The sequence below is a fragment of the Isoptericola sp. NPDC057191 genome (assembly GCF_042670225.1).
Lineage (GTDB): Bacteria > Actinomycetota > Actinomycetes > Actinomycetales > Cellulomonadaceae > Isoptericola.
In genome coordinates this window covers 1-13,387 of sequence record NZ_JBHUWC010000008.1, presented here as the reverse complement: position 1 = coordinate 13,387, position 13,387 = coordinate 1, and the positions used below count along the sequence as shown (strand labels likewise).

Annotated in this window: 12 protein-coding genes and 4 tRNA genes; 12 read left to right on the top strand and 4 right to left on the bottom strand. The window is 72.2% G+C overall.

Translation table 11 applies throughout. The features are described from left to right. Nucleotides 1-31: 31 nt before the first annotated feature. The 7 genes from ACFT55_RS02840 to ACFT55_RS02810 all read left to right on the top strand — a co-directional run bounded on the left by ACFT55_RS02840 (nt 32) and on the right by ACFT55_RS02810 (nt 7,839). On the top strand, nt 32-916 hold the full coding sequence (locus ACFT55_RS02840) for a carbohydrate ABC transporter permease (RefSeq protein WP_380241241.1): 885 nt from the start codon (nt 32-34) through the stop codon (nt 914-916). Nucleotides 917-920: 4 nt separating this feature from the next. After that, nucleotides 921-1,820 carry a carbohydrate ABC transporter permease gene (locus ACFT55_RS02835; RefSeq protein ID WP_380241239.1) on the top strand — a complete coding sequence of 300 codons (900 nt, stop codon included), beginning with the start codon at nt 921-923 and terminating at the stop codon, nt 1,818-1,820. 2 nt (nt 1,821-1,822) lie between these two features. Continuing rightward, nucleotides 1,823-4,441, top strand: coding sequence for a family 78 glycoside hydrolase catalytic domain (locus ACFT55_RS02830; RefSeq protein ID WP_380241237.1), 2,619 nt, complete (start codon nt 1,823-1,825; stop codon nt 4,439-4,441). After that, nucleotides 4,438-5,475 (top strand): family 43 glycosylhydrolase, encoded by a 1,038-nt coding sequence (locus ACFT55_RS02825; protein ID WP_380241235.1) that lies wholly within the window; start codon nt 4,438-4,440, stop codon nt 5,473-5,475. The genes ACFT55_RS02830 and ACFT55_RS02825 overlap by 4 nt, the downstream gene beginning before the upstream one ends. A gap of 166 nt (nt 5,476-5,641) precedes the next feature. After that, nucleotides 5,642-6,088, top strand: coding sequence for a hypothetical protein (locus tag ACFT55_RS02820; protein ID WP_380241232.1), 447 nt, complete (start codon nt 5,642-5,644; stop codon nt 6,086-6,088). Between the two features lie 9 nt (nt 6,089-6,097). Beyond that, nucleotides 6,098-7,198 carry a sensor histidine kinase gene (locus ACFT55_RS02815; RefSeq protein WP_380241230.1) on the top strand — a complete coding sequence of 367 codons (1,101 nt, stop codon included), beginning with the start codon at nt 6,098-6,100 and terminating at the stop codon, nt 7,196-7,198. Further along, nucleotides 7,195-7,839, top strand: a complete 645-nt coding sequence (locus ACFT55_RS02810; RefSeq protein ID WP_380241228.1) for a response regulator — start codon at nt 7,195-7,197, stop codon at nt 7,837-7,839. The genes ACFT55_RS02815 and ACFT55_RS02810 overlap by 4 nt, the downstream gene beginning before the upstream one ends. Nucleotides 7,840-7,899: 60 nt before the next feature. Here the strand turns inward: ACFT55_RS02810 and ACFT55_RS02805 are convergent. Both ACFT55_RS02805 and ACFT55_RS02800 read right to left on the bottom strand, forming a co-directional pair. Then, nucleotides 7,900-7,971, bottom strand: a tRNA-Val gene (locus ACFT55_RS02805). Nucleotides 7,972-8,032: 61 nt separating this feature from the next. Continuing rightward, nucleotides 8,033-8,899: an aminotransferase class IV gene (locus ACFT55_RS02800; protein WP_380241226.1), complete on the bottom strand. Its 867-nt coding sequence runs from the start codon at nt 8,897-8,899 to the stop codon at nt 8,033-8,035. A 163-nt stretch (nt 8,900-9,062) separates the two neighbouring features. On the opposite strand from ACFT55_RS02800, the gene ACFT55_RS02795 reads away from it, so the two are divergent. Further along, nucleotides 9,063-9,557: a hypothetical protein gene (locus ACFT55_RS02795; RefSeq protein WP_380241224.1), complete on the top strand. Its 495-nt coding sequence runs from the start codon at nt 9,063-9,065 to the stop codon at nt 9,555-9,557. Nucleotides 9,558-9,570: 13 nt separating this feature from the next. After that, complete coding sequence (locus tag ACFT55_RS02790) at nt 9,571-11,145, top strand: multicopper oxidase family protein (protein ID WP_380241222.1); 1,575 nt, start codon at nt 9,571-9,573, stop codon at nt 11,143-11,145. Between the two features lie 7 nt (nt 11,146-11,152). Here the strand turns inward: ACFT55_RS02790 and ACFT55_RS02785 are convergent, their stop codons facing one another. After that, entirely contained in the window at nt 11,153-11,752 is a 600-nt protein-coding gene (locus ACFT55_RS02785; protein WP_380241219.1) for a dihydrofolate reductase family protein, read from the bottom strand. A 29-nt stretch (nt 11,753-11,781) separates the two neighbouring features. Further along, on the bottom strand, nt 11,782-12,933 hold the full coding sequence (locus ACFT55_RS02780) for a chorismate-binding protein (RefSeq protein ID WP_380241217.1): 1,152 nt from the start codon (nt 12,931-12,933) through the stop codon (nt 11,782-11,784). 135 nt (nt 12,934-13,068) lie between these two features. On the opposite strand from ACFT55_RS02780, the gene ACFT55_RS02775 reads away from it, so the two are divergent. From ACFT55_RS02775 to ACFT55_RS02765, 3 genes are all read left to right on the top strand, one after another. Next, nucleotides 13,069-13,141 (top strand) — tRNA-Gly (locus tag ACFT55_RS02775). 54 nt (nt 13,142-13,195) lie between these two features. Next, a tRNA-Cys gene (locus tag ACFT55_RS02770) sits at nt 13,196-13,266 on the top strand. 8 nt (nt 13,267-13,274) lie between these two features. Further along, a tRNA-Val gene (locus ACFT55_RS02765) sits at nt 13,275-13,349 on the top strand. Nucleotides 13,350-13,387 lie beyond the last annotated feature (38 nt).

Below are 13,387 nucleotides of genomic sequence, written 5' to 3'. Positions count from 1 at the left end.
ACCCCCCGCACCGATCACGGAGAGCCCACCCATGCGACAAGTCCTCGGGGACCGCCGCGCCGTCGCGCTGCTGCTCGGTCCCGCACTCCTCGTCTACACCCTCGTCATGCTCGTCCCGATCTTCTGGTCGGTCGGCTACACCTTCGCCGACGGCAACGCCATCCGCGGATTCGAGTTCGCCGGACTCGGCAACTTCGTCAAGTTCTTCGGTGACCCCACCGGCCACGACGCTGTCCTGTTCACCATCAGGTACGCACTCGTGCTGACGATCCTGCAGGTCGGCCTCGGCTACGCGCTGTCGCTCCTGTACGTCTTCCACCTCAAGCGGTCCTCGGCGGTGGTCCGCACCCTCGTCTTCTTCCCGGTCATCCTGCCCACCGTGGCCGTCGCGCTGCTCTTCCGTCGCTTCTTCGAGGCGGCACCCACCGTGGGACCGGTCAACACGATCATCCAGGCCCTCGGCGGCCCGAACATCGACTGGTTCGGCGACCCGACCGCGGCATTCTGGGTGATCATCCTGCTGGATCTGTGGCGCTCGATGGGGTTCTACGCCGTGCTGCTCTTCGCGGGCGTCGTCGAGATCCCTGACGAGGTCATCGAGGCCGCACGGATCGACGGCGCCGGCGGGTGGCGCCTGGTGCGTTCCGTCGTCGTCCCGCTCTCCGCGCCGGTCCTGATCTCCGCCGTGATCTTCTCCATCAACGGCACCCTGAAGGTCTTCGACACCATCGTCGCGCTGACCAACGGCGGGCCCGGCAGCTCCACCACGCCCCTGACGGTCTACATGTTCCAGACCGCGTTCAGCTACGGCAACTACGGGTACGGCTCCACCATCGCCCTCATGCTGACCATCCTCTGCCTCGTCGTCACCGTCGTGATCTTCAACTCGACGCGCCGCGACCTCACCAAGGTGTGACCCGATGACCACCGACACGCTGCGCACCCCGCAGCTCACCCCCGCGCCCACCGTCACCCGTCGGCCCCGGCGCGCCCGCCGCACCCTGCGGAACCTGCCCGTCCACATCGGCGTCACGCTGCTGCTGATCGTCGTGGTCTACCCGCTGGTGTGGCTGCTCCTGGGCTCCTTCAAGACGCAGAACGAGTTCCTCTCCGCCCCGTTCTGGTCCCTGCCCCAGCAGTGGAGCCTCGACAACTACGTGGAGGCGTTCGTCGGAGGCGGACTGGGCGGCTACATCGTCAACTCCGTCCTCGCCGTCTTCCCGTCCCTGGCCCTGATCGTGCTGCTCGGCACCGCGGCGGGGTTCGCGCTCGAGGTCATGGTCTGGAAGGGCCGCGGCCCCGTGCTGCTCCTCTTCCTCGCCGGGATCATGGTCCCGGTCCAGATGATCCTGCTCCCGCTGTTCACGATCTACTTCAACCTGGACCTCACCGGCACCCTGTGGCCGCTGATCATCACCTACGTCGCCATCGGCATGCCGTTGACGGTGTTCATGATGGCGACCTACTTCCGAGCCGTGCCTCGCGAGGTCTTCGAGGCGGCCACCATCGACGGCGCGAACGTCTACCGGTTGTTCTGGTCCGTCGGCCTGCCCCTGGTGCGCAACGCCGTCTTCACCGTGGCGCTCGTGCAGTTCTTCTTCCTGTGGAACGACCTGCTGATCTCGATGACCTTCGTCAACAGCCCCGGACTGCGGACCATCCAGGTCGGACTGCTCAACTTCACCGGCTCCTACGGCTCGGTGGACTACGGGCCCATGTTCGCGGCGATCTCCGTGAACGTGCTGGGCACGCTGCTGCTGTACCTGTTCCTCAACCAGAAGGTCATGAAGGGCCTCACAGCGGGCTCGGTGAAGGGATGACGATGCGCACCACCACGCCACGCGTGGAACACCGTCGCGACGGGTTCGGTCTGGGCACCTCGGTGCCACGACTGAGCTGGACCGTCGAGGGCGGCACCGGGACCCAGGCTCGAGCCGACGTCGAGGTCGTTCGGCACGGACGGCGCGAGACCGCCGTCGTGCACGGGCCCGACCAGGTGCTGGTCGACTGGCCGTTCGCCCCCCTGGCCTCCCGCGAGCAGGTCGCCGTGCGGGTGCGGGTCACCGCCGACGACGGCACCGTCGCACGCTGGAGCGATTTCCTGACCATCGAGGCCGCTCTGCTGGACCGAGCCGACTGGAGGGTCCCGCTGATCGTGCCGTCGCCGAGCGCGATGCGCGGCGTCGGCCCGCGCCCCGCCCATCTGCTCCGTGCTCAGTTCACCGTCGAGCGAACCCCGGTGCGCGCGCGCCTGTACGCCACCGCGCAGGGGGTCTACCGCGCCGAGCTGAACGGTGCCAAGGTCGGCGACCAGGATCTCGCGCCCGGATGGACCAGCTACGACCACCGGCTGCGTACCCAGACCTACGACGTCACCCCGCTCCTGAGGTCCGGTGACAACGCCCTCGGCGTCGAGATCGCCGACGGCTGGTTCCGCGGCCGGATCGGGTTCGACGGCGGCGTGTGGGATCTGTACGGGTCGCACCTGGGCCTGGTCGCCCAGCTCGAGCTCACCGACACCGACGGTGCGGTGCGCATCGTCGACCTGGACTGGCGGACCACGGCCGACGGCCCGACCGTCGCGACGGCGCTTTACGAGGGCGAGACGTACGACGCGCGCCGCCACGACCCGGCCTGGTCGCTCGCGGGGTTCGACGACACGACCTGGCGTCGGCCCGAGATCCGCCCGCTCGGCTCGGTCACGGCGCGGCTCGAGCCGGCGGTCGGAGACCCGGTCCGGCAGGTCGAGCGACTCGCCCCGGTCGCGGTGGAGCGCCGCGCCAACGGGCGCATCCGGCTCGACTTCGGGCAGAACGTCTCCGGCCGCGTGGAGATCCGGGTGTGCGGGGCGGCGGGCGCGACGGTGCGGCTCCATCATGCCGAGGTGCTCGAGAACGACGAGCTCGGCACCCGTCCCCTGCGCACGGCCACGTCGACCGACACCTACGTCCTGCGTGGCGAGCCGGGAGGCGAGGTCTACCAGCCGCGGTTCACGGTCCACGGCTTCCGTTACGTGGAGCTGGAGGGCTGGCCCGGAACGTTCCAGCGCAGCGACGTGCATGCCGTCGTCGTGCACACCGACATGGCACGCACGGGCTGGTTCGCCGCGAGCGACCCGCTGCTCGAGAAGCTGCACGAGAACACCGTGTGGTCGATGCGGGACAACTTCGTCGACCTGCCCACCGACTGCCCGCAGCGCGACGAACGGCTGGGCTGGACGGGCGACATCCAGGTCTTCGCCCCAGCCGCGACCTACCTGTACCGCAGCGGCGGGGTGCTGGACAGCTGGCTGCGCGACGTCGCCGACGAGCAGGGGCCGGGTGGGTCCGTCGAGGGCGCACCCGACGGTGCGGTGCCCAACTTCGTGCCGTGGGTGCCGTGCGGCTTCCCGTCCGACTCGACCGCAGCCTGGGGCGACGCGGCCGTCGTCGTGCCCTGGACCATGTACGAGCGCTACGGCGACGCCGGCATCCTCGCCCAGCAGTTCGACTCCATGTCCGGGTGGGTCGACCACCTCGCCTCCCGTGCCGACGACGACGGGGTGGTGCGGTCCGGGTTCGGCCTCGGCGACTGGCTCGACCCGGCCGCGCCGCCGGACGATCCTGGAGCCGGCCGCACCGACAAGCACCTCGTCACGACCGCCTACATCGTCCGGTCGGCCCGGCTCCTGGTCCAGGCCGCCGAGGTGCTGGGCCGCGATGACGTCGCGGCCCGCTACCGCAAGGTCGGCGAGCGCTCCGCTGCCGGCTTCCGGACCGCCTACGTCCTGCCCGACGGACGCCTGGCCCACGAGTCGGTCACGGGCTACGCGCTCGTGATCGCGTTCGGCCTGCTGGCCGACGACGGGCAACGCCAGGTCGCGGGACGCCGGTTGGCCGAGCTCGTCCGGGACGGGGACCACCGCATCCAGACCGGGTTCGTCGGCACGCCGATCGTCTGCGACGCCCTGGCCGACACGGGGCAGATGGACACCGCCTATCGGCTCCTGCTCGAGCGGGCGTGCCCGTCGTGGCTCTACCCGGTGACGATGGACGCCACCACGATCTGGGAACGGTGGGACTCGATGCTCCCGGACGGGAGGGTCAACCCCGGCGACATGACCAGCTTCAACCACTACGCCCTCGGCGCGGTGGTGGACTTTCTCCATCGCGTGGTGGCCGGCCTCGCTCCCGCCGCCCCGGGCTACCGGCGCGTCCGGGTCGCACCGCGGGTCGGTGGCGGGCTGACCAGCGCGTCGGCGCGCCTGGACAGCCCGTACGGTCGGATCGAGGCCGGTTGGACGCGGCGCGGCGACGAGGTCGAGGTCCTCGTCGAGGTGCCGTTCGGTGTCCGGGCCGACGTCGTGCTGCCCGACGGCGCGACGCACGAGGTGGGAGCGGGACGGCACGTGTGGACCGCCGCCGTGATCGAGGACGTACCCACCGTGGAGGAGGTGCGATGAAGGACGCGATCACGCCCGGCGAGGTGTGGCTCGACACCGACGGCAAGCGGATCCACGCCCACGGAGGCTCGATCATCACCGTCGGTGACACCTTCTACTGGTACGGCGAGAACAAGGAGCTCTCGACGCCGGGCAGCGGAATCTGGCACTGGGGGGTGCGCTGCTACTCCTCGACCGACCTGTACCGCTGGACCGACCGCGGGCTCATCGTGCCGCCGGAGCCGGACGACCCGGACTCGCCGCTGCACCCCAGCACGGGCATGGACCGGCCGCACATCGTCTACGACGAGAGCACCGGGCGGTACGTGTGCTGGTTGAAGGTGATGTCCAAGGGATCGGTGCAGCGGTCCACCGTCCTGGTCGCCGACGACATCCTCGGGCCGTACCGGCGCGTGCGGTCCGGCCTGCGCCCTCTCGGGATGAGCGCCGGGGACTTCGACCTCGTCGTCGACCCCCACGACGGCAAGGGCTACTACATCTTCGAGCGGGTGCACTCCGAGATGATCGTCGCGGACCTGACCGACGACTACACCGACGTCACCGGGTACTACTCGACGCACTTCCCCCAGCCGCAGCCGCCGCTGGTGCGCGAGGCGCCGGCGTACTTCCACCGGAACCGCAAGCACTACCTCCTCACCTCGGGCACCACCGGCTACTACCCGAACCCGTCGGAGGCGGCCGTGGCGGACACGTACCACGGCCCCTGGACCGTGCTCGGGGACCTGCACCCCACCGACACCGACCGGAACTCCTTCCGGTCGCAGATCAGCTCGGTCTTCAAGCACCCGGGCAAGGAGGACCTGTACATCGCCCTCGGCGACCGGTGGCTGCCCCGGTACACGGCGGACTCGTCCGAGGCGATCACCGCCTTCACCGAGCACTTCGCCCCGGGAAGGGACGGTGACGAGCCCATGGAGGAGTTCGCGCACGTCGACCCCTCGGTCGCCGACTACGTCTGGCTGCCGATCCGGTTCGACGGGGATCGCCCCGTCATCGAGTGGCACGACGAGTGGCGCGTCGAGTACTACGCCTGAGGTCCCCGCCACCACCCGCCGCGTGCTGCTCGCCGTCGCGGCGCCGTGGGTCGTCGGTTGCCGGCGCCAGCCGTCCTCGCGGTCCGTCCCGGCACCAGCCGATCGATGACGATGTCGCACCGATCGGTCGATCCACGGTGACGGCCCCCGCACGCAGCATGAGGGCATGAGCCAGAACTTTGCCGCCGCTCACGCTGCCGCCGCTCATGGTGCGGCCGATCTCGCCCGCCGCGCCGCCTTCCGCCCGATCCTGCGCCTGCTCGTCGCCTTCCTCGCGCTCAGCGCGACGATGATCGTCGTCCTGATCGTCACGACGCTGCTCGTCGGGCCCGTCGACGTCGCCGTGTGGATCCGGTGCTCGTTCGTGCTCGCCAGTGCGATCGTGCAGATCCTGTTCGCCCGCGGCGCGGCCCGCGGCTCGCGTGCCTCCTGGGCACGTCTCGCGATCATCGCGCCCGTCATCGTGGTCGCGGTCGTCGTGGTCGTCTCGATCCCAGACTTCCTGCCCGCCTGGGTCCGCGTCGAGCAGGCCGTGTGCGGCGCGATCGTGCTCCCCGTGGCGGTCCTCGCGCTGCTGCCGCGCGTCCGCACCCTGTTCCCCCGACACGCGTAGGGTCGGGCCGTGTCCGCACTGCACCCGCGCTGGCGCGTCGTCCTCACGACGACGCCGTACGTCCTGCTCGGCGTCCTGGCGCTGTTCACTCTCGTCATGCAGTGGGGCCAGTGGGCGCAGCTCGGCCCGACGCTGGCGCTGTGCGCCGGCACCGCCCTGTGGGTGCTGGTCCTGCGCGACCTGCCGTTCGGGTGGCGCGGGCACCCGACGACGAGCGCCGTGCTCGTGGGCGGCATGATCGTCCTGAACCTGCTGCTCGTGCTGCGCGACGGCTGGTTCGGGTTCCTCACCGTGGCGACCTTCTCGTTCGCGTACTCGATGGTCCCGTGGCCGTGGGAGCTGCTTCCCGTCGGCGCCACCGCGGTCGTCGCGGGCTGGGCCCAGAGCTCGGGCTTCGGGCACGACACCGTCGGCATCGTCGCGACGGCAACCGTGGTCACGCTCAACGTCGTCGTGATGTGCGGGCTGTCGTGGGGCCTCAGCCTCGCCCAGCGCCAGACCCAGCAGACCGCCACCGAGGCTGAGCGAGGGCGGCTCGCCCGCGAGATCCACGACACCCTCGCGCAAAACTTCGCCGGCATCGTGACGCAGCTTCAGGCGGCGGAGCAGGCGGTCGACGACGGCACGCGAGCAAGGCACACAGATGCCGCGCTCGCGCTGGCACGCGACGGCCTCGCCGAGGCCCGCCGCTCGGTGCAGGCGCTCAGGCCGCCCGCCCTCGACGCCAACAGACTGCCGGAGGCGCTCGCGAACGTCGCACGCACCTGGTCCGCCCGCACCGGTGTCCCCGTCGAGGTCGTCACCGGTGGCGGCGCGGAGCTGCGCACCGAGACCGAGGTGGCCCTGCTGCGCACGGCGCAAGAGGCGCTGGCGAACATCGACAGGCACCCGGCGGCGCACCGCGTCGTGCTCGAGCTGCGCACCGTCGGCGGCCGCGCCCGGCTCGAGGTGCGCGACGACGGCTGCGGCTTCGACGCATCCGCCGACCCCGCCGGCGCCGGCTACGGCCTGCTCGCCATGCGCGAGCGCATCGAGTCGCTGGCCGGCGCGCTCGTCGTGGAGTCCCGGCCCGGGCTTGGCACCGCTGTGCGCGCGGAGGTGCCCGCATGAGCGGCCACCTCTCAGCGCCCGTGCGCCTGCTCGTCGCCGACGACCACCCGGTCGTGCGCGACGGGATCGTCGGCATGGTCGCGACCGACCCAGGGGTCGAGGTCGTCGGTGAGGCGTCGGACGGCTCCCAGTCGGTCGCCCTCGCCCGCGTGCTCGACCCCGACGTCGTGCTCATGGACCTGCGGATGCGCGGCATGGACGGGGTTGCCGCGATCCGCGAGTTCGGCCGGCTCGGCATCCGCGCACGCGTCGTCGTGCTCACCACCTACGACGCCGACGCCGACGTGCTGCCCGCCATCGAGGCGGGGGCGACCGGCTACCTGCTGAAAGACGCACCGCGGGACGAGCTGCTGCGCGCCATTCGCGCGGCCGCGGTCGGCGACGCGGTGCTCGCGCCCTCGGTGGCGTCGCGGCTCGTGCGCAGGGTGCGCTCGCCGGAAGCATCCGTTCTCACTCCCCGCGAGCTCGAGGTGCTCGCGCTCGTCGCCGACGGCACGACGAACCGCGCCGCCGGAGCGCGCCTGCACCTCAGCGAGGCGACGGTGAAGACGCACCTGATCAGCATCTACGCCAAGCTCGGGGTCGGCGATCGCGCGGCCGCAGTCGCCGTGGGGTTCCGGCGCGGCCTGCTCGAGGGGTGAACGCGACAAGAAGGCCCTCCGACCAGCGCTTCTGCTGGTCGGAGGGCCTTCTCTCACGGGTGGGCGATACTGGGTTCGAACCAGTGACCTCTTCGGTGTGAACGAAGCGCGCTACCACTGCGCCAATCGCCCGGTGCGTGGACGATATTAGCCACAGATCGGGCGGCGGACCAAACCGGCGCCTCCGGCACCGTCAGGGGTCGAGGCGCTCGCGACAGTTGCGCTCGAACACCTCGCGCGCGGCGCGGGACACCTCGCCCACGGCGACGTCGGCGCCGTCGAGCCACACGACGGGCTGCACGTTGCGCCCCGAGGACGTGAGCGTGAGCTGCGACCGGCCCTGGGCCACCTCGTCGAGGACGGTGAACGGCAGCTCGCTCTCCTTCGCCTCGCGCACGGGCAGCCCCTCCTCGGCCGACCACTCCAGCACCAGGGCACGCGTGATGCCGGCGAGGCACCCGGACTCGAGGGTGGGCGTGACCAGCTCGCCGTCCCGCTCGACGAAGACGTTCGACCCGGTGCCCTCGCACAGGTCGCCCACGGTGTTGGGCAGGATCGACTCGTCGCCGCCCTTGCGCACGGCGTCCGCGAGCGCCACGACGTTCTCGGCGTACGACGTCGTCTTGAGGCCGGCGACGGCGGACCTCTCGTTGCGCGGCCACGGCGAGCGGGCGGAGCGCGAGGTCGGGGCCATCGCCGAGTCCTGCACGGCGACGACGACCGTCTGCGGGGCGTCGACCCGCCCGGACCCGAGCGGGCCGATCCCTCCGGTCACGGTGATGCGCAGGCGGCCGTCGAACGGGCCGTCGGCCCGCACGGCCTCGGCGAGGACGGCGGCCACGCCGTCGCGCACCTTCTGCTCGTCGGGCGCCGCGAGGCCGAGGCCCTGCGCCGACCGCGCGAGCCGCCGCAGATGGCGGGTCAGCGCGAACGCCTGCCCGTCGAAGACCGTGCACGTCTCGAAGACGCCGTCCCCGACCGTGATGCCGTGGTCGACGGCGCTCAGCGCCGCCTCTCCCTGACCGACAAGGCGGCCCTCCGCCCAGATCACCAGACTCATGAGGGCCAGTGTGCCGGACGTCGCACGCCTTCGGCATGATCCTCGTGCCCCCAGTTCACCCGCGCGTTCACCCCGGGTGGTCGTATCGCGTGCGGGGCGGGCGCCTCACCATCGGAAGGAGGGGCCGCGACGGCGCGGCCCCGGTGACTTCGAGGTGATCTCAGTGAGACAGGTCTTTCGCACTCTGGCGTACGTCGTCGCCGCGGGCGTCGTCGTGCAGGCCGCCGTGATGGTCTATGCCGTCGCCGGGCTGGGGCTGTTCATCGACGACGGCGGCGTGCTCGACCAGGCCGCGATGGAGCAGAGCGGTTCCGGACCGTCGCTGTTCCCGGAGGAGGTCGGGTTCATGCTCCACGGCGTGAACGGGACGATGGTGCTGCCCGTCGTCGCGATCCTGACGCTCGTCGCGTCCTTCTTCGCCGGAGTCCGGGGTGCCTGGCGGTGGGGGCTCGCGATTCTGCTGCTCGTGGTGCTGCAGGTGACGCTCGGCCTGGCCGGGCACAGCGTCCCGTTCCTGGGCGCGCTGCACGGCGTCAACGCGCTCCTGCTGTTCGGCGTCTCCCTGTACACCGGGTGGCGGGTCGCGGCGCGCGGCAGGCTGCCTGGCACGGCGCCCGCTGCGACCGGCGGCGCGCCGGTCGAGGGTCTCGCGTCCTGAGGGCGGCGGGACGATGACGGCGCGTGCGTCCGCGATCCTGCGGCGCGTCGTCGCGGTCCTGCTCGCGGCCGCCGTCCTCGTCCCGCTCGCGCTGCTCTGGCAGACCAGCCGGGTCCCGGGGAGCTTCTCGGTGGCCGACGCCGGCGCACCCGAGCGCGGCAGCGGACCGCGCGTGACCAGCCTCGACGCTCATGGTGGCCATGGCGGCCACGGCAGCGATGGCAGCGATGGCAGCGACAGCGGCCATGGCGCCTCGGCGGCAGTAGTCGGCGTCGACGAGCTCACCGCGCCGTCGGGACCGGCGGCCGTCCGGCTCACCCTGACGGCGCGGTCCGAGCAGGTGGAGATCGCGCCGGGTGTCACGATCGACGCGTACACGGTCAACGGGTCGACGCCCGGCCCGACCGTGCACGCCACCCAGGGCGACCTCGTCGAGGTCCGGTTCGTCAACGAGAGCGTGCCGGGCGGCGCCACGCTGCACTGGCACGGTGTCGACGTCCCGGGGGCCGCGGACGGCGTCGCGGGGGTGACGCAGGACGCCGTCCCCGTGGGCGGCTCGTTCACCTACCGGTTCGTCGCCGCCGACGCGGGCACCTACTGGTACCACTCGCACCAGGTCTCGCACGAGCAGGTCCGCAAGGGTCTCCTCGGCGCCGTGGTGGTCAGCCCCGACCCGGCTGCGGAGGTCGCGGGCGGTGCGCAGGTGGCGCGCCTGCTCGCCACGGCCGTCGACGTGCCCGCGCTCGTGCACCAGTACGGGGCTCGTCGCACGGTGCAGGGCACCACCGGCGACCTGCCGGTCGAGGTGTCCCCCGGCCAGGCCGCGCGGGTCCGCGTGGTCAACACCGACAACGGCAGCCTGCCGGTCTGGGTGAGCGGCGCCTCGTTCCGCCTCCTGGCGATCGACGGGTCCGACGTCCACGAGCCGCCCGAGGTGCATGACCAGGCCGTCGTCGTGCCCGCGGGGGGCCGCGCCGACCTGCTCGTCGTCGCCCCCGCGGACGGGTCGGCCGCGCGGGTCGAGCTCGGCGGCTCCGCCGGGGTGGTCGTCGGACCGGCGGGCGAGGAGCGTGCACCGGAGCCTCGGCCGACCACGACGCTCGACCCGCTGTCGTACGGCACGCCCGCCCCGCTGGGCTTCGACCCCCAGGACGCGACGCGCAGCTTCCCGTACGTCATCGGCCGGGCGCCGGGCTTCCTCGACGGCAAGCCCGGGCTGCACTGGACGGTCAACGGCCACACCTACCCGGACGTGCCCATGTTCACGGTCGCCGAGGGCGACGTGGTCCGGATGCGGATCGACAACCGCAGCGGGGAGCCGCACCCGATGCACCTGCACGGCCACCACGTCGTCGTGCTGTCCCGCGACGGCGTGGCGGCGAGCGGCAGCCCGTGGTGGGTGGACTCCCTGGAGGTCGGCGACGGCGAGGTCTACGACATCGCCTTCGTCGCCGACAACCCCGGCATCTGGATGGACCACTGCCACAACCTGCCGCACGCGACGGAGGGCCTCGTCGCGCACCTCATGTACGAGGGGGTCACGACGCCGTACCTGCTGGGCCACGACACCGGCAACGTCCCCGAGTAGCGCCTGGTCAGCGACGCAGCACGAGATGCGTCACCTCGGGGGTGACCCGGCCTCCGGCGGCGCGCAGCGCGTGGTTCCCGACGCCGTCGAACAGGCGCACACCCTCGACCCCGAGGACGACGGGCGCGATGTGCAGGCGCAGCTCGTCGACGAGGTCGGCGGCGAGGAACTGCCCGACCGTCGTGGCGCCACCGGCGATGGACACGTCCCGGTCGCCCGCGGCCTCGCGTGCGCGGTCGAGCGCCTCCTGCGGGCCGCCCGTCACGAAGTGGAAGGTGGTGCCACCGTCCATCTCCAGCGGTTCGCGCTCGTGGTGGGTGAGCACGAAGACGGGCGCGTGGTACGGCGGGTCCTCGCCCCACCAGCCGCGCCAGCCCAGGTCCCACTCCCCGCGCCCGGGGGTGAACATGTTGCGGCCCATGATGAAGGCGCCCGCGGCCGTGATGGCGTCGAGCTCGGCGCGGTGGGCGTCCGCGTGGTCGAACATCCACGCGTGGATCTGCTCCCCGCCGCCCACGCCGTCCCCGAACGGCTGCTCCAGGCTCTGGTTGAGCCCGGCCGAGTAGCCGTCGAGGGAGATCCCGATGTCGCACGTCACCTGTGTCATGCCCGTCCGACGTCGGCGGACGCCGGAACTCATCGGTCGACGGGCACGGGAGGCGGCACCTCGGGGGACGACGACGCGAGGCCGACGAGGCGCGCGGCCTTGAGCTCGGTCTCCTCCCACTCCTTCGCGGGGTCGCTGCCCCACGTGATCCCGGCGCCGGTGCCGAAGCGCAGGACGCCGCCGCCGGGTCCGTCGGTCCACCAGAACGTGCGGATGCCGACCGCGAGCTCGGCCCGTCCGGCGTCGCCGTCCACCCAGCCGACGGCGCCGCAGTACGGGCCCCGGGCCACGGGCTCCAGCTCCGCGACGAGGCGCAGCGCGGACGACTTGGGCGCGCCCGACACCGACCCGGGCGGGAACGTGGCCTCGAGCGCCCGTCCCCAGCGGCCCGGCCCGTCCAGGTCCGGGTCGAGCCGGCCCTGCACCCGCGAGACGAGGTGCACGAGGCCGGGGTGCTCCTCGACGGCGAGCAGGTCGGTGACGTCCACCGTGCCGGGGCGGCACACGCGCTGCAGGTCGTTGCGCACGAGGTCGGTGATCATGACGTTCTCGGCCCGGTCCTTCGCCGTGAGCCCGTCGGGTGTGCGGGCGGTGCCCTTGATCGGTCCCGAGGCCAGGACAGGGCCATGGAGGGACAGGTACAGCTCGGGCGAGGCGCTCACCACCCAGACGGGGTCGAGCCCGCTCGACGCCGGGACGTGCACGGCGGCGGCGTACGGGGCGGGGTTGCCGGCGGCGAGCCGTGCGGCCAGGGCGGCGGCGTCCGGCTCGACGACGCCGTCCGGCGTCGCACACGCCGGGAGGGGGGCGGAGAGCACCCGGCAGACGTTGACCTGGTAGACGTCCCCGCGCCGTACCCGCTCACGGACGGTCCCGACCGCGCGCACGTACGCGTCCCGGTCCATGGAGGTGCGCCAGTCCGACGGCGCGGGGCCGTGCCAGTCGTCCGTCCGTGGGGGCGCGGGGCGCGAGGGCTCGGCGGCGACCTCCGCGAACCGCCACGCGCGTGCACGGCCGCCCCGGCGTGTGGTGCCGTCGCGGCCGAGGTCGGCCTCGAAGTCGACGACGACGAACCACAGGCCCTCGTCCAGCCGCTCGGGCTGCTCGGCGAGGTCGACGCACTCGACGGCGCGCGTCGCGCGGCGTCCGGCGAACGTGGCCCAGGAGGTCGGCGCGGTCACAGGAGCACGCTAACGGCTCCAGCGCGGCGACCAGCGAGGCACCGGCGAGGCGATTGGACGGACCGTCAAGGGTCCACTAATGTTTGGGGCGCGCCAGAACGGCGGTCACCGCAAGGTGTCCAAGTTCCTGGTCGTGCGGATGTGGCTCAGTTGGTAGAGCATCACCTTGCCAAGGTGAGGGTCGCGGGTTCGAGTCCCGTCATCCGCTCGGAGGCCCACTCTCTGATCGACTCGCGATGAGCGTCGGGAGAGCACGTCTCAAGGTGGGTTGGCCGAGAGGCGAGGCAGCGGCCTGCAAAGCCGTATACACGGGTTCGAATCCCGTACCCACCTCGCAGCATGGGCGATTGGCGCAGCGGTAGCGCGCTTCCCTGACACGGAAGAGGTCACTGGTTCGATCCCAGTATCGCCCACCAGCACGACGAAGCCCCTGACCGGCTCCCCGGTCAGGGGC